19 protein-coding genes are annotated in these 22130 nt (G+C 61.4%); 3 read left to right on the forward strand and 16 right to left on the reverse strand.

The genetic code is table 11. The features are described 5' to 3' along the window. Window positions 1-29: 29 nt before the first annotated feature. The 3 genes from Q5H92_RS05090 to Q5H92_RS05100 form a co-directional block, all read right to left on the reverse strand. A complete protein-coding gene (locus tag Q5H92_RS05090; RefSeq protein ID WP_305010414.1) occupies window positions 30-1106 on the reverse strand; it encodes an OmpA family protein in 1077 nt (358 codons plus the stop codon). Window positions 1107-1229: 123 nt separating this feature from the next. Continuing rightward, the gene (locus Q5H92_RS05095; RefSeq protein ID WP_305010415.1) at window positions 1230-2552 is read right to left on the reverse strand and encodes an esterase-like activity of phytase family protein; all 1323 of its coding nucleotides are present in this window, start codon (window positions 2550-2552) and stop codon (window positions 1230-1232) included. A gap of 233 nt (window positions 2553-2785) precedes the next feature. Next, entirely contained in the window at window positions 2786-3658 is an 873-nt protein-coding gene (locus Q5H92_RS05100; protein ID WP_305010416.1) for an aldo/keto reductase, read from the reverse strand. Window positions 3659-3899: 241 nt separating this feature from the next. Between Q5H92_RS05100 and Q5H92_RS05105 the strand changes: the two genes are divergently transcribed. After that, a complete protein-coding gene (locus tag Q5H92_RS05105) occupies window positions 3900-4988 on the forward strand; it encodes an adenylate/guanylate cyclase domain-containing protein (RefSeq protein WP_305010417.1) in 1089 nt (362 codons plus the stop codon). A 72-nt stretch (window positions 4989-5060) separates the two neighbouring features. Next, on the forward strand, window positions 5061-5498 hold the full coding sequence (locus Q5H92_RS05110; RefSeq protein WP_305010418.1) for a hypothetical protein: 438 nt from the start codon (window positions 5061-5063) through the stop codon (window positions 5496-5498). 132 nt (window positions 5499-5630) lie between these two features. Here the strand turns inward: Q5H92_RS05110 and Q5H92_RS05115 are convergent, their stop codons facing one another. From Q5H92_RS05115 to Q5H92_RS05135, 5 genes are all read right to left on the reverse strand, one after another. Then, window positions 5631-7568, reverse strand: a complete 1938-nt coding sequence (locus tag Q5H92_RS05115; RefSeq protein ID WP_305010419.1) for an acyl-CoA synthetase — start codon at window positions 7566-7568, stop codon at window positions 5631-5633. Window positions 7569-7674: 106 nt separating this feature from the next. Continuing rightward, entirely contained in the window at window positions 7675-9261 is a 1587-nt protein-coding gene (locus tag Q5H92_RS05120) for an FAD-dependent monooxygenase (protein ID WP_305010420.1), read from the reverse strand. A 27-nt stretch (window positions 9262-9288) separates the two neighbouring features. Beyond that, window positions 9289-10107, reverse strand: a complete 819-nt coding sequence (locus tag Q5H92_RS05125) for a helix-turn-helix domain-containing protein (RefSeq protein ID WP_305010421.1) — start codon at window positions 10105-10107, stop codon at window positions 9289-9291. Between the two features lie 24 nt (window positions 10108-10131). Continuing rightward, a complete protein-coding gene (locus tag Q5H92_RS05130) occupies window positions 10132-11406 on the reverse strand; it encodes a DUF3500 domain-containing protein (RefSeq protein WP_305010422.1) in 1275 nt (424 codons plus the stop codon). A gap of 147 nt (window positions 11407-11553) precedes the next feature. After that, a complete protein-coding gene (locus tag Q5H92_RS05135; protein ID WP_305010423.1) occupies window positions 11554-12267 on the reverse strand; it encodes a hypothetical protein in 714 nt (237 codons plus the stop codon). A 224-nt stretch (window positions 12268-12491) separates the two neighbouring features. Between Q5H92_RS05135 and Q5H92_RS05140 the strand changes: the two genes are divergently transcribed. After that, complete coding sequence (locus Q5H92_RS05140) at window positions 12492-13028, forward strand: hypothetical protein (protein ID WP_305010424.1); 537 nt, start codon at window positions 12492-12494, stop codon at window positions 13026-13028. 213 nt (window positions 13029-13241) lie between these two features. Here the strand turns inward: Q5H92_RS05140 and Q5H92_RS05145 are convergent, their stop codons facing one another. The 8 genes from Q5H92_RS05145 to Q5H92_RS05180 all read right to left on the reverse strand — a co-directional run bounded on the left by Q5H92_RS05145 (window position 13242) and on the right by Q5H92_RS05180 (window position 22036). After that, window positions 13242-13832 carry a histidine phosphatase family protein gene (locus tag Q5H92_RS05145; RefSeq protein ID WP_305010425.1) on the reverse strand — a complete coding sequence of 197 codons (591 nt, stop codon included), beginning with the start codon at window positions 13830-13832 and terminating at the stop codon, window positions 13242-13244. 205 nt (window positions 13833-14037) lie between these two features. Next, window positions 14038-14823: a hypothetical protein gene (locus tag Q5H92_RS05150; protein WP_305010426.1), complete on the reverse strand. Its 786-nt coding sequence runs from the start codon at window positions 14821-14823 to the stop codon at window positions 14038-14040. Between the two features lie 176 nt (window positions 14824-14999). Beyond that, a complete protein-coding gene (locus Q5H92_RS05155) occupies window positions 15000-16040 on the reverse strand; it encodes a Fic family protein (RefSeq protein WP_305010427.1) in 1041 nt (346 codons plus the stop codon). Window positions 16041-16188: 148 nt separating this feature from the next. Then, window positions 16189-16719, reverse strand: coding sequence for a hypothetical protein (locus Q5H92_RS05160; protein ID WP_305010428.1), 531 nt, complete (start codon window positions 16717-16719; stop codon window positions 16189-16191). A gap of 2 nt (window positions 16720-16721) precedes the next feature. Continuing rightward, the gene (locus Q5H92_RS05165; RefSeq protein WP_305010429.1) at window positions 16722-17129 is read right to left on the reverse strand and encodes a hypothetical protein; all 408 of its coding nucleotides are present in this window, start codon (window positions 17127-17129) and stop codon (window positions 16722-16724) included. A gap of 5 nt (window positions 17130-17134) precedes the next feature. Continuing rightward, window positions 17135-20554 carry a methylmalonyl-CoA mutase family protein gene (locus Q5H92_RS05170; protein WP_305010430.1) on the reverse strand — a complete coding sequence of 1140 codons (3420 nt, stop codon included), beginning with the start codon at window positions 20552-20554 and terminating at the stop codon, window positions 17135-17137. A 120-nt stretch (window positions 20555-20674) separates the two neighbouring features. After that, window positions 20675-21082, reverse strand: coding sequence for a GlcG/HbpS family heme-binding protein (locus Q5H92_RS05175; protein WP_305010431.1), 408 nt, complete (start codon window positions 21080-21082; stop codon window positions 20675-20677). A 111-nt stretch (window positions 21083-21193) separates the two neighbouring features. After that, the gene (locus Q5H92_RS05180) at window positions 21194-22036 is read right to left on the reverse strand and encodes a hypothetical protein (protein ID WP_305010432.1); all 843 of its coding nucleotides are present in this window, start codon (window positions 22034-22036) and stop codon (window positions 21194-21196) included. Between the last annotated feature and the right edge of the window lie 94 nt (window positions 22037-22130).

Genomic DNA, 22130 nt, shown 5'->3' on the forward strand with positions numbered 1-22130 from the left:
ACGGACGCAAAGATGCGCCGTGCGGGGCGCTATTTTACTTCCTCCACTTCCACGCGCCGGTTGCGCACATCGGGCGAGGGGTGCAGAGGACGCATGTCGCCGTAGCCGATGGTACTAATGCGTTCGGACGCGATGCCCGCCTGCACCAGGTAAGTTTTCACCGCTTCGGCCCGCTGCTCGCTCAGCACCTGGTTTTTGTCGGGCTCGCCCACCTTGTCGGCGTGGCCCGAGACGCGGATTTTGAGTCCAGGCCGCGCTTTCAGCTCCGCCGCCAGCCGGTTGAGGGCCGGGCTGGATTCGGGCAGCAGCTCTGGCTTGCCCACCTTGAAAAGCACCGTGGGCAGCACCACTGGCGTGGTCGAAATCAGCGGCGGCGCGGGCGTGGGGCGCACCGTATCGGGCGGTGCCACCGGAGCAACGGGCGGCGCGGGCGCTACCGGCGGCACCGTTTTCGGCGGCGTGCCAGTCGTTTTGATGGTGATGGGCACGGCCGAGCTTTCCTTGGTCGGGTAAAAGCCCTGCGTGATGTAGAACGTGGTGGTTTTGTCGAGCCGGGTGCGGTAGGTATTACCGGTGTTCACAGGCTGCTTCAGCTCGGCGTCGGCGTACCAGAGCACGTTGCGGCCCGAGACGCGCAAGCTGCTTTCGACCCCGGCCGGCACCGTGGCGGCCGATTTCAGCTTGACGCGGTAAAGCGTGAGCGTGCCCACCGAGCAGTCGCCGTGGGGACGGTAGGTGGCGTGGCCGGTGAGCTTTTCCAGCGCGGGGTCGTAGGTAAAAGTGATGGAGCCGTCGCACCAATAACTGAGGGGTGTGCGGCCGGTTTCGTTCAGCTTCTCAACGTGTTCCAGGCGCAGGCCAGCGGCCGTGCGGGTGCCCTGCATCTGAAACGTGACCGTGACGTTTGGATTGCCGCCCACTTCCTCGTAGAGCACCCCAAACACGCCAGGGCCTTTGCCCTGCTGCAAGCGTAGCAGCGACGGCCAATATTTATCGGGCTGGCTGGTTTCGTTTTCCACGCCCTGCCATACGCCCGTCAGGGATTGGGCTTGCACCGGACCCGTCAGCAGCAGGCCGCTGATTCCGTAAAAAAGGCTGCGTTTCATTCCGCCAAAAAGTAAATAAAGCATCAGGAGTTAATGGGTTCAACCACGGACGCTGGAAATACAAAAAGGCTGCCGGAATGAGTTCCGGCAGCCTTTTGCGGGCCTGGGGCAGGAGTGAAAAACCTAGCGCAGCGGCGTTTTGAGCTTCACGAAATAAATCCGGTTGAGGTCGACTTTGCCGGTGGCGGGCAGGGTTTTGGTGGCGAAGCCGTTCTGGCCGTTGTCCAGCACGCCAAAGTCGTCGTCGTTGGAAATGGCCAGCATGTCGTTGCCGATAAGCGCCAGCCCCTCGGCCTTGTCGTGCGGATAAACGGGCGAAATGTCCGTCAGCAGGTCCAGTACCAGCGTTTTCGTCACGGGCACCACGCCGGCCGCGGCCAGGCCCGCGCGGTCTTTCAGCTGTTCCACCGTCTGGCCGCTGTAGAGCTTGCCGGTGGCCGTGTTGGCCGGGTCCGAAATGTCGGTGGCGCCGGCCAGGTCGAACTTGTACACCCGCTTGAACGTGGCCGGGGCGGTGGCATTGCCGCCGTATAAGCCGTCGCGCTCCAGCGCCAGAAACGTGGTGTTGGTGAGGGCCGTAATTTCGCTGCACCCGGTCAGGGCGGCGCTTTCCATCAGGTAAGGGTATTGGCGGGTGGCGCCGGTGGCCAGGTCGAAGGTGACGATGCGCAGCACCACCGAGCCCGCCACGGCCGCCGACGAGGGGTTGTACATCGGCGACTGCATCAGGCCGACCAGCGTTTTGCCGTCCGGCGTGAGGGTCAGGCCTTCCATGCCGCGGTTGGGGCGGCGGCGGGCCAGCACCAGGGGCAGCGTGCGGCCGCCCGTGCCGGTGCCGAAGGGGTTGATGCGCTCCAGCGTTTTGCCCGTGGCGTCGAAGTGCGCGATGTGCGGGCCGTACTCGTCGCTAATCCAGAACGAACCATCGGCCGCCAGCACTAGGCCTTCCGAGTCGATGCCGTCGGCGCTGGGCGCGAGCGTCTGGCCGGTGAGGTCGATGGCCGTTTCGCCGGTGTTGCCCTGGCCGACGGGGTTGGGCAGGCCGGTGAGCGGCTGGCCGGCCGCGTTTTTCAGCAGAATGGTTTGCTCCAGCGTCAGCAGGCCGTCCTTCAGCCGGAACTTGCCAATCTGGGGCGTGAAGTCGGCCTTGCCGAAAATAATGGAGTTGGCCGCCGTGCCGGCCGCGTTGGGCCCCCGGTCCGTGAGCATGTAGAACACCGCAGGGTCGTTCGGGTCCTGGGCCACCGACGAGCCGAAGCCGCCGTTGTAAAGCACCGTGCCGTTGGGCGCCGTGGCGAGGATACGCGGGTTGGCCGCTTCCGCGTAAGCCGGGTAGGTGATGGCGCTGGTGCCGGGTTCTTCGTCTTTTTTGCAGCTGCTTAGCAGTATGCTCCCGGTAAGAAAGCCACCAATAACCAAAGACAAAGGGTAATACTTGATTTGCATAATGCGGGCAAGGGAAATGAATTATCCCGCAAAAGTCTCGTGGCAGTGTGTCCTGAGTATTGCGCCAGCGCTATGCTTTGAAGTGGTGGAGAAGAAAGGGGGGTGGAAAAAAACGTCATGCTGAGCGCAGCCGAAGCATCTCTACCGCAATCCAATCGAAAGGATTAGTACTGCGGTAGAGATGCTTCGGCTGCGCTCAGCATGACGTTCTGCTTGCACAGAAACCCCGGCCGCTACCCCAAAAACGCCATGTTTTCCGCCGTGAGCTGAATCTCGGCGGCTTTAAGGTTCTCGCGTAGATGCGCCAGCGACGAGGTGCCCGGAATCGGCAGAATCCAGGGCGACTTGTGCAGCAGCCAGGCCAGGTTTATCTGGGCTTCGGAAGCGCCGTATTTTTTCGCGATTTCGGCAATCTGGCTGTCGGCTTTGGGGAGCGAATTCACCAGCGAGAAGTACGGAATGAGCGGAATGCCGTGCTGCTCGCATAAGTCCAGCACTTCCTCGCCGCCTTGGCTGTCGCCGTGGCCGAGGTTGATGGTGGTGCGCTGGCCGTGGCCGTACATGTTTTCGACGGTGGCGATTTCGCCCATTTTGAGGCCGGCTTCCAGGTCGGCGCGGCTCACGTTACTCAGGCCCACGTGTTGGATTTTGCCTTCGCGCTGCATCTCAAACATAGCCCCAAGTTGCTCCTCAAACGGCACGCCGCCGTGCCCAATCAGCCGCAGGTGCACCAGCTGCACCTGCTCCTGCTGGAGGGTACGCAGGTTGTTTTCGATGCTGGTGCGCAGGTTTTCGGGGGTGTTGAAGGGCACCCAGCTTTTGTCGGGGCGGCGGGTGGCGCCCACTTTCGTGCAAATCACCAGGTCGGCCGGGTAGGGGTAGAGGGCCTCGGCGATGAGGCGGTTGGTGACGTCCTCGCCGTAGTAGTCGGCCGTGTCGATGAAGTTGACGCCGCTGGCCACGGCGATTTTCAGGATTTCCAGGGCCTGGGGCCGGTCGGCCGGCTCGCCCCAGATTTCGGGGCCGGTGAGGCGCATGGTGCCGTAGCCCAGGCGGCTGACGGTGAGGGGCTGGGCGGAGTGTTGGGCAATGGTGATGGTGGACATGCGAAGGGAAAAAAGTGTTGGTATTGGGGAGGACGATTTGGCGGCCGGGATGTTTGAATTTGAAAAGGAATGTTCGCACCGCTCACCTCACCCCCGGCTCCTCTCCTCTGGGAGAGGGGAGCCACGGCGGCGCGGCTGGCTGAATCGTCAGGCTCCCCTCTCCGCAGGTGAGGGGCCGGGGGTGAGGTGAACCGGTTGCGCGTATTAATTCCAAAGCTCGTTCGTGCGTAATTCGCGCTCCATGAGCTTCCCATCCTCGCCTTGGCGGCGGCCCCTGCAACGGTTCTACTGGCATTCGGTGCTGGCCCTGACGGCTTTTTTCGTGCTGGGCACGCTGCTGCTGGTGCTGCTGGTGCGGGGCACGCTTTCCACCCTCGATGCGCGGCTGGCGCTGGAGGTGGGCGGGCCGGTGGGCCTGCTGGTGGCTGGGCTGGAAGTGTACGTGTACCCGCAGCTGTTTGCGCGGGTGCGGCTGGCGGCGCGGCTGGGGCTGGGCATGGTGCTGTACCTAGCGGGGTTCTGGCTGATGCTCTTCCTTATTCGCCGTATCTTCGGCAACGCCGGGGATAGCAACCTGCTGGCTGCCCTCGATGCCGAAGGGTTTCGGAGCTGGCGCAGCCTGGCCATTCGGCCTGAGGGCACGGCGTTCGTGCGCCTGCTCACTGGCTACGGCATCCTTAGCTTGTTCACCTCGCTGCTCTACCAGCTCAGCAACAAAATCGGCCGGCCGGCGCTGCTGCGGCTGTTTCTGGGCCGCTACCACCACCCGGTGGCCGAGCAGCGCATCTTCCTGTTTGTCGATGTGAAAGGCTCCACCTCGCTGGCCGAGCAGCTGGGCAACGAGCGGTACAGCCAGCTCATCCGCGACTTTTTCTTTGATATGGGCGCGCCCATCGTGGCCCACCGGGGCGAGATTTACCAGTACGTGGGCGATGAAGTCGTTGTGACCTGGGAGTGGAAGCCGGGCCTCGCGCAGGCCCGCTGCGTGCGCTGCTTCTTCGCCATGCAGCAGGCCATCGACCTGCGGCGCGACTACTACCTACGCACCTACGGCGCCGTGCCCGCCTTCAAAGCCGGCCTGCACGGCGGCCCCGTCATGGCCACCCAAGTTGGGGCCATCAAAACCGAACTGGTGTTTCATGGCGACGTGCTCAACACCACGGCCCGCATCGAGGCCCAGTGCAACGCGCTGCGCAGCCGCCTGCTGCTCTCGGCCGCGCTCTACGAGGCGCTGCCTCACCCGGCGGGGGTTCGGTTTCGGGCGATGGGGGCGTTTCCGCTGCGCGGCAAGGCGGGCACCGTGGCGCTGTATTCGGCCGAAACCGACTGATGGGTTGGTGGCCGATTACCTGTTATTTTCGTGTGTGCGCCAGCGGGTGCTGGTTAGTTGAATAGGAAATTTATGGCTGCTTATTTCGATGATTTTGCAGAGCCGGATGCCGGGCTGGCTGCCCGGGGCCACCAGCCGGACGCAGCGCCGGAGAAGTCGTTTCGCCCCAGCCTCACGGGAGCGGTAGCCACCACGGCCACCAAGCTGCTGCCCCTCGTGGCCCTGCTCGATTCCATTCAGCCCTCGGTCACGAAAGAGTCGGTTTTCCGCATCCGGCGGCGCAAAATCAAGCAGCATTTCGCCGAAGTGTACGCCGAGCTGCACGCCGAGCGTCCCCGCCGCGAGGCCTTGCTCCACGCCTTCCAGGCCCTGGCCGAGCTGGTGCAGGAAGAAACCCGCGACATCAGCAAAAACGAGTTGAAGCAGGCCGCCAAGGAGGTGGTGCTGGCCACGCTGCAAAACGCCCCGGCGCTCATCAATATCGCGCACCAGGCCCGGCTGCTGGCGTAGGGGCGGTAAATTCAGAACGTCATGCTGAGCGCAGTCGAAGCATCTCTACCGCAATAGTAATTATTTACTCTCGTGGTAAAGATGCTTCGACTGCGCTCAGCATGACGTTCCATGTGTATCCAAACGATATTCTCACCCCGCCTGCCGCACGTCGTACGGCACGGCCATGCCCAGCAGCGCCTGCGCAATGGCCTGGTCCGAAGCCGGGCCGCTCACCGAAATATCGGCCACCAGCCCGCGCTGCTTGTCGTCGCGCACGGCAATGGAATCAACCGTCAGGCCCGGCACCGAAGCCAGCTGACGACCATATACCCGACTGATTTCCTGCTTGGCCAGCGCGGGCTTGAATATTTTGCCGATGGCCGTGAGGGGCAGTTCGGCGGCGGTGTAGACCTGTTTGGGCCAAGCAGCGCGCTCAGGAATGTGGGTTTCGGCGAAGTTTCGCAGCTCTGCTTCCGACACCAGCTGGCCAGGGTGCAGGGTCACGTAGGCCACGGGCAGCTCGCCGGCGTGGGCGTCGGGGCTGCCGATGGCCGCCGCCAGGGCCACGGCCGGGTGGGCCATCAGGGCATCTTCGATGACTTTGGGGTCTATGTTGTGGCCGCCCCGGATGATGAGCTCCTTTTTGCGGCCCGTGATGTAGAAGCCGCCCTGCGCGTCCTGCCGGCCCAGGTCGCCGGTGTTGTAGTAGGGGCCTTGGCCGTCGCCGGTATCTACCCAAATGCCTTTGTTGTGCTCGGGCTGCAGATATCCGTGAAAAATGTTGCTGCCCCGCACCACCATCACGCCACTTTCTTCGGCCTCGGCGAAGCGCTGGAATTCGCCGGTTTGCTCATCCAGCATCACAATACGCACGTCCTGGTACGGCACGCGCAGGCCGATGCTGCCGGGCATGGGCGCGCCCGCCAGCGGCCCCACCACGCTGATGCAGCTGCCCTCGGTGAAGCCGTAGCCTTCCACCAGCCGCAGCTTGGTACGCTGCTCGAAGGCCCGCAGTAGCTCCACCGGCAGCGGCGCGGCCCCGCAGATGGCGTAGCGCAGAGAGCTCAAATCATGTCCCTCCACCGGCAGCGTGAGCAGCTTACTGAAGATGGTAGGCACCCCGCTGAAGAGCGAAATGCGGTAGTGCGCCACCAGCTGCCAGAAATTATCGAGAATGCCGGGGCCCCGGTAGCCCGCCGGGCTGCCCAGCACCACGGTGTGGCCCAGCAGCCACGGCACGCTGCCCGTCACCACCACGCCATTGACGTGGAACAGCGGTAGCCCGCAGAAAAACACCAGCCGCTCGGCCGCCGCCTCGCCGCCCAGCAGCTGCGAGGAAGCAAACGTGGTACTCGTAATATTATAGTGGGTGAGGGGCGCGATTTTGGGCGTGCCCGTGGTGCCGCCGGTGTGGAAGTAGCAGGCCACATCGGTCGGCGCCAGTTGCCGGCCCGACACCAGCCGGTCCGCAGGTTGGCGGCGGCTGGCTTCGGCAAAATTCACCACCTGAATGCCCAGCAGGGCCGGCTTGGGCTGCGTGAGGCGGAGCGCGCCCACCAGCAGGCGCTGCGTGAGCGGCAGGTAATCAAGCAAATCCACCGTCACCACCGTGCGTAGCGTGGGCACCAGCGGGGCCACGGCCGCCACCTTCTGCCAGATGTCGGTTTTGGGGAAAGCGCGCAGCGTCACGAGCACCTTAGTGCCGGCCGCGTTCAGAATGTCGGCAATCTGGGCCGGCTCCAGCAGCGGGTTCAGAGGGTTGACAATGCCGGCGGCCTGCCCGCCCCAGAGCGTGAAGTGCGTTTCGGGCAGGTTGGGCAGCAGGTACGACACCACATCGGTGGGGCCCACGCCCAACTCGTGCAGCATATTGGCCGTCTGGTGGCAGCGCTGCACCAGCTGCGCATAGCTGAAATCGACCGATTCGGTGGGCCGCTCCCCGCTGAACACGAAGCGCAGGGCCAGCGCGACGGGGTTGCGGTCGCGGCCGCGCTCCAGCAGGGCCAGGGTGTGAGCGGGGACCGGCTGGGCCGCCAGCGGCGTTTGCTCAATGGTCAGAATATCGTCGAGGTTGCGGTAGCCCGGCATAAGGGAAGGAGAAGCGTCGGCAGAAGCCGTGAGAGAACAGGTTTTCCTTCAAAAGTAGGCCGGAGAATGCGGGCGCGGGCATTGGGCGGCCTGCAGGGAAGGCTTGTTAGGCAAAAGAACCAAGCACTGGCGACGAAGCCGGGGCATGGTTTCCTGCAAACCAGCGGGCGGCGGCTTGCCGAAGCCCGTTGCTGTCAGCAGGTGCAGCGTCGGCGGCCCAGGCTACGAATCCATCCGGGCGTATCAGCACGGCACTCAGGCCCAACTCTTCCTTTGCCCGGCCCGACACATACTTTAGGTGGTCAAACTCGCTCGCTAAAGCTGCAAGGGCAGGGTTACCCGTAAAGTCAAGCAGCAGGCCCTTACCATCGTGCAGGAAGTCGCCCAGCGTCCCGCCATCTTCTAACGCAAAGTTGGGCGCGCTGTGGCCGGCGAGCGGGTGAGGGCCTCCGAGTGGATAATGCGTGCCGATGCCCCAGACCCGGCCGGCAAAATAGGTGGCCCCGTCGCGCGTTTCCATCAAGTCGCGCACGATGGCGTGGAGCGCGCGGCCCTGGGGGCTGGGGCTCATGAGGGCCACCTGCGCGCGCGACCAGTTCAGCACCTGCGCGCCAATGGGGTGCCGCTCGGTGAAGTAGCTGTCCAGCAGGCCGGCTGGGGCCTGCCCGTGGATGGTGGCGGCCAGCTTCCAGCCCAGGTTCATGGCATCGCCCAGACCGAGGTTGAGGCCCTGACCGCCCAGGGGCGAATGAATGTGGGCGGCATCGCCGGCCAGCAGCACCCGGCCCTGGCGGTAGGCGGTGGCCTGCCGGGCCCGGTCGGTCCAGGTGGTGGCCAAGTGGAGGGCGGTGATGGTGACGTCGGTGCCCGAGATGCGGCGGAGCACCGCCTGCACGTGCTCGCGGGTGAGGGGCTGGCCGGAGGTATGAAACGCCCCGCCGTCGAAATCCTGCATGATGACGTAGCCGGGCTGCGATTGCAGGTACATGCCGGCGGCGGTCACGTTGCGGCCAGGCCGGAGCTTTTCGGTGTCGGCAATGTCGACCTGGGTGGTGTAGCCGGTGAACTCGGGCTCGGTGCCGGCAAATTCAAACCCGCCTAGTTTGCGCACTACGCTCCGGCCGCCGTCGCACCCCACCAGCCATTTCCCGGTAAAGGACTCGCCATCGGTCTGTACCGTCACGGCGTCGGCGTTTTGCTGGAAGTCCGTGATGGCCAGGCCGCGCCGGATGCTGGCCCCCAGCGCTTCGGCCCGGCGCGTCAGCACCGTTTCCAGCTCGGCCAGCTCCGACATCAGGCTGGTTTCGGGGGAGCTGGGCAGGCGGTAGGGCCACTGCGATTGGTCAATGTCGCCTTCGTGAAAGGGAATGCCGGCGAAATGCCCCACCTGACGACGGGCTCCCTGCCCGGCGTTTTGGTGCGGGTTTTTCAGACGCTTGTGCAGCTCCAGCTCCGGCAGCAGCCCCCGGCGGTGCAGTGCTTCTACCGAAAGCGCATTGAGCCCCCGCACCCCAAAGGGCAGCTGCTTCAGGGGCGAGAGCGGGCTCTCGGCCTTTTCCAGCACTAGCACCGAGCAGCCGGCCAGGCCCAGCTCGCAGGCCAGAAACAGCCCGACTGGCCCGGCCCCAGCAATGATGACGTCGTAAACAGATGGATTGGGAGCGGAATTTGCGGTTTGCAGGGTGGTTTTCATGCCACAAAGCTCCGGCGGCTCCGTTTCTCAGGCTTGTACAAACGCGACAAAATCAGGGCCGGCGGCCTGCTGCCGGCTCTGGGCTTTGCGGGCAAAGGCGGCGGGAGTGGTGCCGCTGTAGCGCTTGAATTCCCGGCTCAGGTGGGCCTGGTCGGTGTAGCCCAGCTCGTGGGCCAGGCCGGCCAGGCTGGCCGCCGGGTGCTGCCACAGGTGGTTGCGGACTTGCTCGAAGCGCATCAGGCCCGACACGTCCTTCACCGTGTAGCCGGACGCTTGCTTAAACCTTCGTTCCAGGGTGCGCACCGTGGCGTGGGCCGCCGCGGCCACCTGGCTCACCGGCAGCGTGCCCCCGGCGGCCCGCATGGCCCCGCCGGCTTTGCTAAGCAATTGATTGTTCGTTGTTTCCTGCTGGTTGTTCAGGAAATATTGCTCCACTTCTGCCAACGCTTCGTCCAGCTTTCCCGCTTGCATCCGTTTGGCTAGCTTGGCGTGCAACTGGGCAATGGGATGCTCCACGGTGCGCACGCCGTCATTCCCGGCCGGCAGGCCGAGCAGCTCGAACACCGTCCAGGGGAAGCACCGGATAGCAATGATTTCCAACTGATTTTGCGCGCAAAAATGCACCGGCTGGTTGAGCAGCCCCACCATAAAAGGGGAGGGCAGAGCCTGCCAGCCTTGCTTGGTTGCAATACTACAGGGGCTGCCGAAATAGAAAATGATTTCCGCGTAGCCGTCCGGTTGGACCTCAAAACTCGATGGCGCTGCGCCGAGGTTTATCCGGTCGTACCAAAAGCACTTGATGGTGTCCTGCAGCGCAGCAGGTGGTGCAAATTCCCGGTGATGCATCGTGAAAGATAGCGCCGCGACACCTCACCCTTGGCGCGTGCTGCCATAAAAATTGCCGCCGTAATCGCGGGCGTGGTCGCGCCAGATGCTGTGGTAATGAATCTGGCTGTGGTACACCACCCCGTTCTGGCACACAAACTCAATCCAGACTTCGGGCCCGTCGATGCGCACGTAGTCGCCGTTGGTGGCGAAGCTGCCGGTGCCGGCATAGGCGATGTAGGTGTCCGGCAGCTGGCGCTGGTAGGCGGCCAGCAGCGTGGCCGCCGTGGCGTCGTCCGAGTCCTGCACCCAAGGGGCCATGGCGGCCATCACCAGCGCCTGCTGGGCGCGGCTGAGCTGCTTGCCGGGCAGCCCCACTTTGGTGGCGGGGAAGTGGCCGTCCTGCCCGGGGCCGAGCAGCACGTCGAAAAACGACTGGGCGAGCTTCGCCTGTTTGCTCTGCTCTGGCGTCAGCCCCTTGAGCATGGCCAACATCGCCGCGGCCTCGGCCGACATGGGCGCGTAGGTGGTTCCCTTCGGCAGCACTTTGGCATTGGCCGTGGTGAAGCGCAGCGGCTCCACGCCCTCAAACTTCGGCGTGGCCCCCGTCACCTTGCCTTTGCCAAACGTGATGTTGGTGGCCAGGTGGTGGCCGCCAAACTGCAGCATCCAGGGGCCGGTGGCCGAGGGCGTGCCCAGGAAGGCAATGAAATACACGCCGCTGCCGTAGTCGTCGGCCCCGAGGCCGGGCGGACGGCCGCCGGGGCCGCGCCGCATGCCGGGCGGTGGGCCGCCCGGGCCGGGTCCACCGCCGGGAGGCCCGCCACCGCGCCGCATGCCGGGCGGTGGGCCATCACCGGGCTTGCCCGGCCCGAAGCCAGTGCCTGGCGGCGCGGCGTTCAGGTTGTCATCGGCGGCCCGCAGCTGCTGAATCTCGGCGAAACCCTCGTTGGCGGCGGTGCCGGTGGCGGCCTGCACCACGGCCAGCGCGGCTTTGGTTTGGATGCTGTCGAGGTCGGCCAGCTTCAGGCCCAACCGGGGCACGAAGCCGGCCGGTAGGTTCGACCAGCGGGCGGCGTTGCTGGCCGTGAATTCCTGGATGAGGGTGGCTTTTTGGGCGGCGCTCAGCGTGGCCATAAAGGCATTGGCCGCCTGCACCACGCGGGCGGTGGGGCCGGTGCCCGTGGGCACCGCTGCCACGCCCGGAGCAGGAGCGGAGGAATGTGCGGCGCCGGCCGCCGATTTCGGGTCGGCATCCTGCTGGCAGGCCATGATGGCCAGCAGTACCGCCGCCGTGGCGAAGCAAATCGAGAGTTTCATACCGTCGAACTGGTGATGCCAGCGAAGGTAGCGCGGGCGGTTAACCCGCTTTTCTGGTTATCGACAGCTTCCGAATCAGCATCCACAAAGAGGCCAAAGTCCCCGACGAGCACCGGCTGCCGTTGCCTGGCGGGCTACTCAGTGCCCCTAATCCCGCTTTACAAACACCAGCCAGTTCGATTGGCGGGCCGTGTCGGTGCGGCGGTGGCCCAGCTTCACCACTTGGCTGCCGGTTTTGTACCAGCCCTCGTCCCAGCCGCCCATATCCAGATACAGGGCCTGGCGGGCGCCCAGCTCCACCAGGTCGTCGGCAAAATGCTGCATGGTCAGCTCATCAGACGTACTCTCCACCACCACCAACCGGTGGCCCGCCAGCTCCATCAGGGCCCGGCGCTGGAAAACAGCCCCTCCTTCGGTGCGCAGGTTCCGGCCCTCAAATACCAGCAGCTCCTGCAGCATCAAGGTGCCCTGGTGGCGGCGCACGCGCTCCAGCTCCGCGCGGGCCGGCGCCTGGCCCATGGGAATCCGGGCAATGCTGAGCGAGTCGCCCACCAGCGTGAGCACGCCGTCCAGAAACCCCACTTTGGCCCGGGTCTGCCGCACCCGGCCGCTGCTCACCAGCAGGTCGAGGGGCTGGCCGGTGTCCAAATCGGTGTAGGCCGCGGCCACGCTCAGCTGGTAGCGGCCGTCGGCCACGTCCGGCCGCGTGGTCATCACCCGCACGGCCAGGCCCTGAGGATGAAACAGGGTGTATTGATGGCCATCGGTGGTGGTTTTGCCTTCTACCCGCACCTCCGGCGCGGAGCTTGAGGAACAGGCGCCCAAGACCACCAGCAACCAGACCATGATGATATTGCGCATTACGTTCATTGAGGCTACAATCTGACAGGATATGAGAACGATTTTTATAGCGTATGCAGCAGGATTGAATGACAAGTAACGAGTTGGTGAGGTGATTTAGCCTTTGCTTAGAACAGGGCTTATTAAAAATGCCAGGTGGAATTGAACTTTTTGGTTCAGTATTTGCGCGTCTAATTCTGCTCTATGAGGTTCTTTTCCTGCTATATCTTAAATCTTGTCTTCACATGCAGAAATTCTTATTCACAACTTGTTCTTGCCTGACGATTTTTTTCAGTGCCTGTAGTACCGACGAGCCCGCACCGGCTGTACCCTACAAATTTCCGGTTATTGAAGTAGAACTGACTCAAGTGGGCAACATGCCTTATGTCGGTGAGGCGCGTTGCGGTCGCCTTGGGCCTGTGGACGTTAGTGGCCTTGTGGCCGGAACCAGTCAATATCCCACCTTGGATGCCGCTTCCAAAGCATTGCCGGTGAAAACTTTTCGACCGGGCAAGCAACGATTCAATCTCGGACCAATGGACGTCGGAAATGTCGTCGGTTTGATGGTATACTACCGGGGAGCTGGTGGCCCTGGAGTTGCGCCGCCGGCTGCAGGCCAGTATTTGGAGGGGGAAGTATTTGCAGATGGGAGAAGTTTGGGCACGGTGCGGCTTGACCAACAAATCTTTAGAATGCCCCTTACGTGCTACCGATTTGCCGACGGTAACGATATCAATATCTACAATGCTGGTTGTTTAGTTATTAAGCCCTCTCTGCCATAACAGCCTTGGCTTCCCAAAGCCGCCAGTTCAAATCGCACCCTCTATGCGAAGTAGCAAATGGCTGGCGCAACTACCAAGTTGCCCTTCGTCAGAACCTGCTTAAACGGTGGGGCGCGGGAGAAGCCGGCGCAACCTGATTGCCACCCGCGCATGAGTGCATAAACCTCTGCTAGGTGATTTGTAATCAGGCCAATACTATCTCATTGAGCGGGGTTAAGTGGCCACTGGCTCAATGCCTTGCTGGTCCTTTTTGAGCACCGGCTGCCGGGCCTTTCCCTTAGGGCGGCCCTTGCGGAAGGTGATGGTCCAGATGCTGTCGTAGTCATCGTCGGGCCACTGCTGGGGCTCTGCGATGCCCAGGGCCTCGGCAATTTTCACAATGTTGTGGTGCTCCCACACCAGTAGCACGGTGCCGCGGCGGCGGCGCAGCTCTTTCACGAGGCCCTTTATTTCATCGGGCGCATAGTCACTGTTGATGGTTAGGTTGTGCTGCACGGCGTAGGGCAGCACGGTTTGCATCATCCGCACGCGGGTGGTCTGGTCCTTGTCGGTGCCAATGCACGGCACGTAGGTGAAGTCCGGCGGCCGGGGCATCACCTTGTTAAGAATGTCGGGCAGGGCCAGCGCCCGCTCAAAGCCCTTCGCCGACAGGTTATCGCCCTCCGTCGGCTTCTCGCCGTGCCGGATAATCACAATTCGCAGCAGCGGACCCTTGGGCACCGGCGGCGCCTTGGGATGCACCGGGTTGAGATGGTAGAGCAAAAACAGCTTAGTCCTGTCTAATTCGGTAAAATGGGATATCATAAAGCAAAAGCCGTGATAAAAAGCTGGAATCAGGCAAAGTCCGCCCGGTTCCGGAACGAGCTTCTACGGCATATCAGCCAGGCAGGTGCAGGATTGCAATCGGGCCTTGACCAAGTGTGTTTATAATTGATGAAAGCAGCGCCTGGCCAACCTGCATGGGCGGTATGCCCGCCCGAGGCGGGGAAGGCATGAAACAAACAAAAGGCTATTGCGACAGGCTCCGCGTCACGTTGCCCTGTGCATCCAAGAAGTTGAGTTTGGCCACGCCGTTCGAATCCACCAGCAATTGCAGGCGGGGCTTGCCCAGGCGGTCGGAGAGGGACACCAGGGCCGTTTTGCTCTCGTTCTTGCCCACAAACACGCGTTGCGCAAAGGCCTTCTGGCCCGGGCGGGGCTCCATTATTTTTTGCAGCAAGGCCTCTTTGGCCGGACCGTCGGGTAGTTGCTGGGCTTTCTTATAGTCGACGCGCCAGTCCCAGAAGGCCGGGGTTTTCTGCCAGTCGTCGATGTGCAGCCCGGTGTTTTGGTCGCCGTTGTCGTCCTGGTAGCTCAGGTACAGCACCTGGTTCTGGTTGTACTGGTCGAACGACAGGTGCCCGGTGGCGCTGTAGTAGCCTTTCTCATCCTTGTGGCCCCGGAAAACCAGGCCGCCGTTCTCGGTGCCCTCGTCGTTGTAGAAAATAAGCCCCGGCCGATTGCCGCCCGGCACCGGCGGGTTATACGGCTTGCCGTGTTCCAGCAACCCCGGCGAGCGGCTTTGGTTGGCTATCACCAGACGCAGCCGCCCGTCGCTTTCCAGCACGTTAATGCGCTCCACCGAAATTTCCTTGAAGCGCGTGGTGTCATCCTTGGTGAATGCCACCAGTCCGACCGCTCCCAGCAGCAAGGTTAAGATGCCCGACTGCCATTTCAGGCGGGTTATTTCTTTCTGCATTTTGGCAAGCTGCTCTTCCATCGTGGCACTGTCGAATAGGGATTTGATGAGCGCCAAAGTTAGTGCGCACCCCTCACCACCGCTACCGAAGCTGCGCGTGTCTTAAATGACGTGCCCGCCCAGCCCCCAGGCTCCCGCCCCGTGCTCTTGGCGCGCGCCTCTCAACGCCGCTAAGGAAGCTGGGCGTGTCTGTGAGTTGCGCTGCTGGCGCCCTTCGACGCGCGTTGAATGAATCAGCTCACGTAATAAATGGTAGCCCGCCCTTGGCCTTCCTTCGTAATACGATGCTGCCCCAGCAAGTCGGCCAGCATGCGCTTGACGGTGGGAGAGGGAATGCCCAACTTCTCGGCTATCTGGCCCGATTTGCAGCCGGGATAATTGCCAATAAAAGCCAGCACTGCCTTTTCACGCGGCGACGACTGCGTTTCCGTTTCGCGCACCGTCAGCTTCTGCAGTAATTGCTGCTGCACCTTCAGCAGCGCATCAAAAAAGAAGGATATCCACGACGAGACGTTTTCGCCCGGCCGCTGCGACTGGCACTTTTGCAGTTCGCGGTAATATTCCGTTTTACGGCTCTCAATTTCGTGCTCCAGACTCACGTATTGAATCCAGACGTAGCCGTTCTGAAGCAGGAGCAGGGTGGCTAGCAGCCGGCTCAGCCGGCCGTTGCCATCCTGAAACGGGTGGATGCTCACAAAATCGTAGCAGAACAATGCGCACTTCACCAGTGGGTGCGTGGCCGTGTCGGCATGGTACCAGGCCACCAGCGCGCGCATAGCATCCTCGGTGGCAAAGCCCGGCGCAGTAGTCTGAAAAATCAGCTGCTTGGTGCCGTCGGGCAGCGTGGCTTCCACGGCGTTGGAGTGCTGCTTGTAGTTACCCCGGTGCCAGTCGTCTTTGCGGCTGAACCGCAACAGCTGGTTGTGCAGTCCTTTAATGCTGTTTTCAGAAATATCAATGTCGGCGTAAGACTCCGCAATCAAATCCAGCACCTGAAAGTAGCCCACCACTTCCTGCGAATCCCGGTCTTCCAGCTTGGTGATGTCCGTGTTGCGCAGCAGCACTTCCACCTCCGCGTCGCTCATCCGCGAGCCCTCAATGCGCGTCGAAGCGCCCACGCTCCGCACCGTGGCAATGGCTTTTAGCTGCTTCAGCGTCTGTCCCTCGCGCCGCTCAATGGCCGACCAGCTAGCATCAAACCGGTCGAGCTTGCTCACCACCGCCAGTAAGGCCCAATCCAGCGTCACTTCTACCGTATGCACGCGCTCTATCATACCGCGAAGATAAGCGCCCGTGATACGATTTGATACGATTCGAGACGATGCTGATACGATAGGCCCCGCCCCAGTGACCTTGGCGCCACTCAACGACGCCAAGGAAGCTTAGTGTGTCTTGGAGTTGCGCCCAGCAAGGGTAGTTCCGTTACGCATTTCTCTTCGATTCGTAAGCAGCTACAAGAGTTGTAGAATCAACAATAGAAGACTTAATGGACGGCTCTAAATTCTCTATTAATTCATCCTCTGATTTAATGAAGTTGAGAAAACAGAGCATGCTTTCATGATTGATATAATTAACAATCAAACGCTCTTTACTAAAAAAGCAAAGCTGGTCAAACTCGTAGTAATCATTAAAACGCTTGTTTTTAAAGCTATGAACTGCAAAATCGTATTCTAACAAATTCGCTTTACAAGTTTCATTAAGCTGAAATTTGCAAACTATATCATCTTCAACTTCAGCAAGACCAATGATATTCAGTTCCCAATTACTGAAATAAGTCAAGCCGTCGGGAAACAAATCAGCTTTTTTAGAAACACCCATAAAGGCAAAACTGTCAGCCAACTTGAAAATTAGATTGTTCAGAATGCTCTGCCAAATTTCGTCTGTGATGAAATCATATGATGGGTAATCTGGCCCGCTAAGGTCAAGATTGTTTAAGAAGACTTTGTTGTACATGCTTATAACAACTGAAGTTTTTCCCATGCCACAGCACCCAAAGCTGCAATCCGAATCCATTCAGGGTCATTCAGGATTGCCGCGTCATCATAATCATCGTTTCCTGGGGAATTGTAGCTGTCTAAAGCAGTATGCCATTCAATTACAGCATCTTTTTCCTGCTTACTCACATAGCCATTCTCCACAAACTGATTGTAGCTCATGCCACAAAGCAGGTCATCGAAATAGCAGCACATAAACTCAACGAACGTATAATGTACGCTCGGTTTTTCTGCGTCTAGCCAAGTTTTGCGTTGGTGGTCGAGTGAGGTTAGTTCTTCAATTGAATATTTCCACCTCACTCGCCACAACGCTAACAATTCCTCATCAGAAACTGAATCTGATGGGCTTGAAGAATCTTCGGCAGCCATCGGAATTACATATTCCGCCGGTACTGCCCGCCGACCTCAAACAGCGCGTTGGTAATCTGGCCGAGCGAGCAGTATTTCACCGTTTCCATCAGCTCCTCGAACAGGTTTTCGTTGCGCACGGCCACTTGTTGCAGGCGCTTGAGGCGGGTTTCGGTTTGGTCGGCGTTGCGGGCGTGCAGGATGTTGAGCATCTCGATTTGGTACTGCTTTTCCTCCTCCGTGGCGCGGATGACTTCGGCCGGCACCACCGTGGGCGAGCCCTTCGACGAGAGGAAGGTATTCACCCCGATGATGGGGTACTCGCCGGTGTGCTTCAGCATCTCGTAGTGCATGCTTTCCTCCTGGATTTTGCCGCGCTGGTACATGGTTTCCATGGCCCCGAGCACGCCGCCGCGCTCCGTGATGCGGTCGAATTCGAGCAGCACCGCCTCTTCCACCAGGTCGGTCAGCTCCTCGATGATGAAGGAGCCTTGCAGCGGGTTCTCGTTCTTGGCCAGGCCCAGCTCGCGGTTGATGATGAGCTGAATGGCCATGGCCCGGCGCACCGATTCCTCGGTGGGCGTGGTGATGGCCTCGTCGTAGGCATTCGTGTGCAGGGAGTTGCAGTTGTCGTAGATGGCGTACAGCGCCTGCAACGTGGTGCGGATGTCGTTGAAGTCGATTTCCTGCGCGTGCAGGCTGCGGCCCGAGGTCTGGATGTGGTATTTCAGCATCTGGCTGCGGGCGTCGGCGCCGTACTTCAGCTTCATGGCCTTGGCCCAGATGCGGCGCGCCACCCGCCCAATCACGGCGTACTCCGGGTCGATGCCGTTGGAGAAGAAGAAGCTCAGGTTCGGCGCGAAGTCGTTCACGCTCATGCCCCGGCTCACGTAATATTCCACGAACGTGAAGCCGTTGCTCAGCGTCAGGGCTAGCTGCGTGATGGGGTTGGCGCCCGCCTCGGCAATGTGGTAGCCCGAAATTGACACCGAGTAGAAGTTGCGCACCGCGTGCCGGATGAAGTATTCCTGCACGTCGCCCATCAGGCGCAGCGCAAACTCGGTGCTGAAAATGCAGGTATTCTGGGCCTGGTCTTCCTTCAGGATGTCGGCCTGCACGGTGCCGCGCACCTGCGTCAGCGTCCGGGCCTTGATGGTGGCGTACACGTCGGCGGGCAGCACGTCTTCGCCCGTCACGCCGAGCAGCAGCAGGCCCAGGCCGTCGTTGCCGGCCGGCAGCTCGCCCTGGTAGCGGGGGCGGGCCACGTTTTTGGCCTGATAAAGCTGGTCGATTTTGGCTTCCACCTCCGCTTCCAGTCCTTGCTCTTTGATGTAGAGCTCGCACTGCTGGTCGATGGCCGCGTTCATGAAAAACGCCGCCAGCGTGGCCGCCGGCCCGTTGATGGTCATCGACACTGACGTGCTGGGGTTGGCCAGGTTGAAGCCCGAATACAGCTTCTTGGCGTCGTCGAGGCAGCAGATGCTCACGCCCGCGTTGCCGATTTTGCCATAAATATCGGGCCGGTGGTCGGGGTCCTCGCCGTAGAGCGTCACCGAGTCAAAAGCCGTGCTCAACCGCTTGGCCGGCAGGCCCATGCTCACGTAGTGGAAGCGGCGGTTGGTGCGCTCCGGCCCGCCCTCGCCGGCAAACATGCGCGTAGGGTCCTCGCCCTCGCGCTTGAAGGGGAACACGCCGGCCGTGTAGGGAAATTCGCCGGGGAAATTCTCCTGCATGGCCCAGCGCAACCGGTCGCCCCAGCCCGAGTAGCGCGGCACCGCCACCTTCGGAATGTCGTTGCCCGACAGCGACTTGGTGTGCGTCTTCACCCGGATTTCCTTGCCGCGCACCGAGTACACGTACTCCGGATTCCGGTAGTTCTGCAAGGTGCTTTCCCAGTTTTCCAGAATGGCCTGGCTGTCGGCATCGAGCCGGCGGAGCTGCGTCTGCTTGTTCTTGGTGAATTCCTCCACCATGCTGTCGGAGCTCTTTTTCTCGTCGCGGTAGTGCTCCTCCAGCTTCGCAAACGCGCCGGCCACTTCCGCAATCTGGGCTTGCTCGCGCACGCGCTGGTCGTAGGCGCGGTTGGTTTCGGCAATCTCGGAGAGATAGCGCGTGCGGTGCGGTGGGATGATGTAAATCTTCTCCGAATCCTCGGCGCTGGTTTCCAGGTGCGAGGCAAAGGTGGCGCCGGTCTTGGTTTCCAGCATCTTGAGCACCGCCCGGTACAGCCGGTTCATGCCCGGGTCGTTGAACTGCGAGGCAATCGTGCCAAACACCGGCATCTGGTCCGTGGGCGTGTCCCAGAGGCCGTGGTTGCGCTGGTACTGCTTACGCACGTCGCGCAAGGCATCCAGCGCCCCGCGCTTGTCAAACTTGTTCAGCGCAATTACATCGGCGAAATCGAGCATGTCGATTTTTTCCAGCTGCGTGGCCGCGCCGTACTCCGGCGTCATCACATACAGGCTGGCGTCGGAGTGTTCGATGATTTCGGTATCAGACTGTCCGATACCAGAGGTTTCGAGAATGATGAGGTCGTAGTTGGCGGCGCGCACCACATCCACCGCATCCTGCACGTAGCGGCTCAGCGCCAAATTGCTCTGTCGCGTGGCCAGGCTGCGCATGTACACCCGCGGCGAGTTGATGGCGTTCATGCGAATGCGGTCGCCGAGCAGCGCGCCGCCCGTCTTGCGCTTGCTGGGGTCGACGGAGATAATGGCAATGGTCTTCTCCGGAAAGTCCATCAAAAACCGCCGCACCAACTCATCCACTAGCGACGACTTGCCCGCGCCGCCCGTGCCGGTGATGCCAAGAATAGGAGCGGAGTGCCCCGCTTTAAGGGACTGGTTCTGGCTATTCTCGCTCAGCTGAAACTCCGAAACCAGCTGCGACTTCACCCGCTCAAACTCCTCGGGGAAGTTCTCGGCGGCGGAAATTAGGCGCCCGATGCTGCGGGCGTCTTTCTCCTTCACGTGACCAGCTTCGCCGTTCAGGTTCTCACCCGTCGGGAAGTCCGCACTTTCCAGCAAGTCGTTAATCATGCCCTGCAAGCCCATCGCGCGGCCATCGTCGGGCGAGTAGATGCGGGTGATGCCGTAGCCCATCAGCTCGGCAATCTCGGTGGGCAGAATCACGCCGCCGCCGCCGCCGAAGATTTTGATGTGGCCCGCGCCGCGCTCCTTCAGCAGGTCGTGCATGTACTTGAAGTACTCGTTGTGCCCGCCCTGGTAGCTGGTAATGGCAATGGCCTGCGCATCCTCCTGAATGGCGCAATCCACGATTTCCTGCACCGAGCGGTTGTGCCCGAGGTGAATCACCTCCGCGCCGCTGCTCTGAATAATGCGGCGCATGATGTTAATAGCGGCATCGTGGCCATCAAACAAAGCGGCAGCGGTGACAATGCGAACGTGGTTCTTCGGTTTGTAGGGCGCGGTGGGAGAAGGATGCATAGGAGGGGAGTAGCGCGGACTTTTAGTTCGCGACCATAAGGGTGGAAATCGTAAGCGAAGGTACGAAAAACGCCCCGGCGGGGCGGCCGGGGCGTTTTGATATTACGAAGGTTGGGCAGCCTACTGCCCCTGAATGGCTTTCACGCCGGCTTCAGCCACGGCGTGGTCGTCCTCTACGGAACTGCCCGATACGCCAATTGCGCCAATCACGCGGTTGCCCGAGTCCATAATTGGCAGGCCGCCGGGGAAGGTGATGAGGCCGCCGTTGGAGTGCTCAATGTTGTAGAGCGAGCCGCCGGGCTGCGAAGCTTTGCCGAGGTCGCCGGTAGGCATGTCGAAGAAACGGGCCGTTTTGGCTTTCTTAATAGAAATATCCAGCGAGCCCAGCCACGCGTCGTCCATCCGAACGAAAGCCGTCAGGTTGGCGCCGGCATCCACCACGGCAATATTCATTTTAACGCCCATTTCGAGGGCTTTGCGGTGTGCGGCCTGAATAGCGGCCTGTGCTTGTTCGAGGGTAATGCCCATGGTGGGGAAAGGGAAAAGAGTTTGAGAAGGGGCAGCAACAGCATGCCAACCCTTCTTAAACCCCGGCGGTAGTGGATAGGTTACGGGCTTACGGCACAACCCAACTCCCGCCTAGCCAATCGCAATGGGCGGGCTCAGCACCAGGCGCCAGGCCACGGCCACCACCACGGCCACCACCACCAGCCCCCAGGCCACGTGCGAGGGCTGTGCTCCCTGCACCGTCAGGTCGAAGGAATCGCTCATGCAGCCCAGAATCAGGGGAAACAACAGTAGCCCCATCATCAACAGGTGAAGAAACTCGTGGATGGAGAAATAGGGCAGCTTGGCCAGCGCAACGAAGCCTCCCCCCAGCAGCCAGGGCGCCATCAGGGTGCTGAACACCATGTAGCGACGGTTTTTGAAATGCATCAGGGTATGAGAATCGTGCGCCTGCAGAAAAGGCACCGTGGCCAAACGGCCAAGACCCAGCTGGATAATGCCCGCCAGCAGCGCCACGGCGGCGTTGGCGCCGTAGCCGATGCGCATCACCCAATCGGGTACGTACCAAAACCCTTCCTGGCGCAACGAATCGGCCAGCAGCGCCCCCAGAATGGCATTGCAGGCCTGAAATGCCGTCCAGAGCAGCAGTAGCTTGAAAAGGCCCGGACGGGCCCGCTCGCGCTTCCAGTACCACCAAAACGCGATGAACCCCACCACCAAGCACCCCAACGGCCCGATGCCGTATGTGGCAATGATGCTGTGCTGCGACCATTGGCGGTCGGGCACCGCATACAGGATGCGGCTGGGGTCCCAGGTGCCCTGCAGGGCGTAGCGCTGCGACATGGCCACTTTGGCCACTTGGTGCAGGCCCCATACCATGTAATAGGTCAGAATGTAGATGACCGTGCTGTTGAGGGCCGCAATCTGGAATTTTTTGCTGCCGGTCGGGCTTGGCGAATCGGAAAAATCGGTCATTATGGTAGCGCCCGGCAGATGAATAGCGGAATCAGAAAATAGCACAGTTGGAATACAAATGGCAAAACTAAGCCCTTGCTGCTGAATTCAAGCA

This window comes from Hymenobacter mellowenesis (genome assembly GCF_030581005.1).
GTDB lineage: Bacteria > Bacteroidota > Bacteroidia > Cytophagales > Hymenobacteraceae > Hymenobacter > Hymenobacter mellowenesis.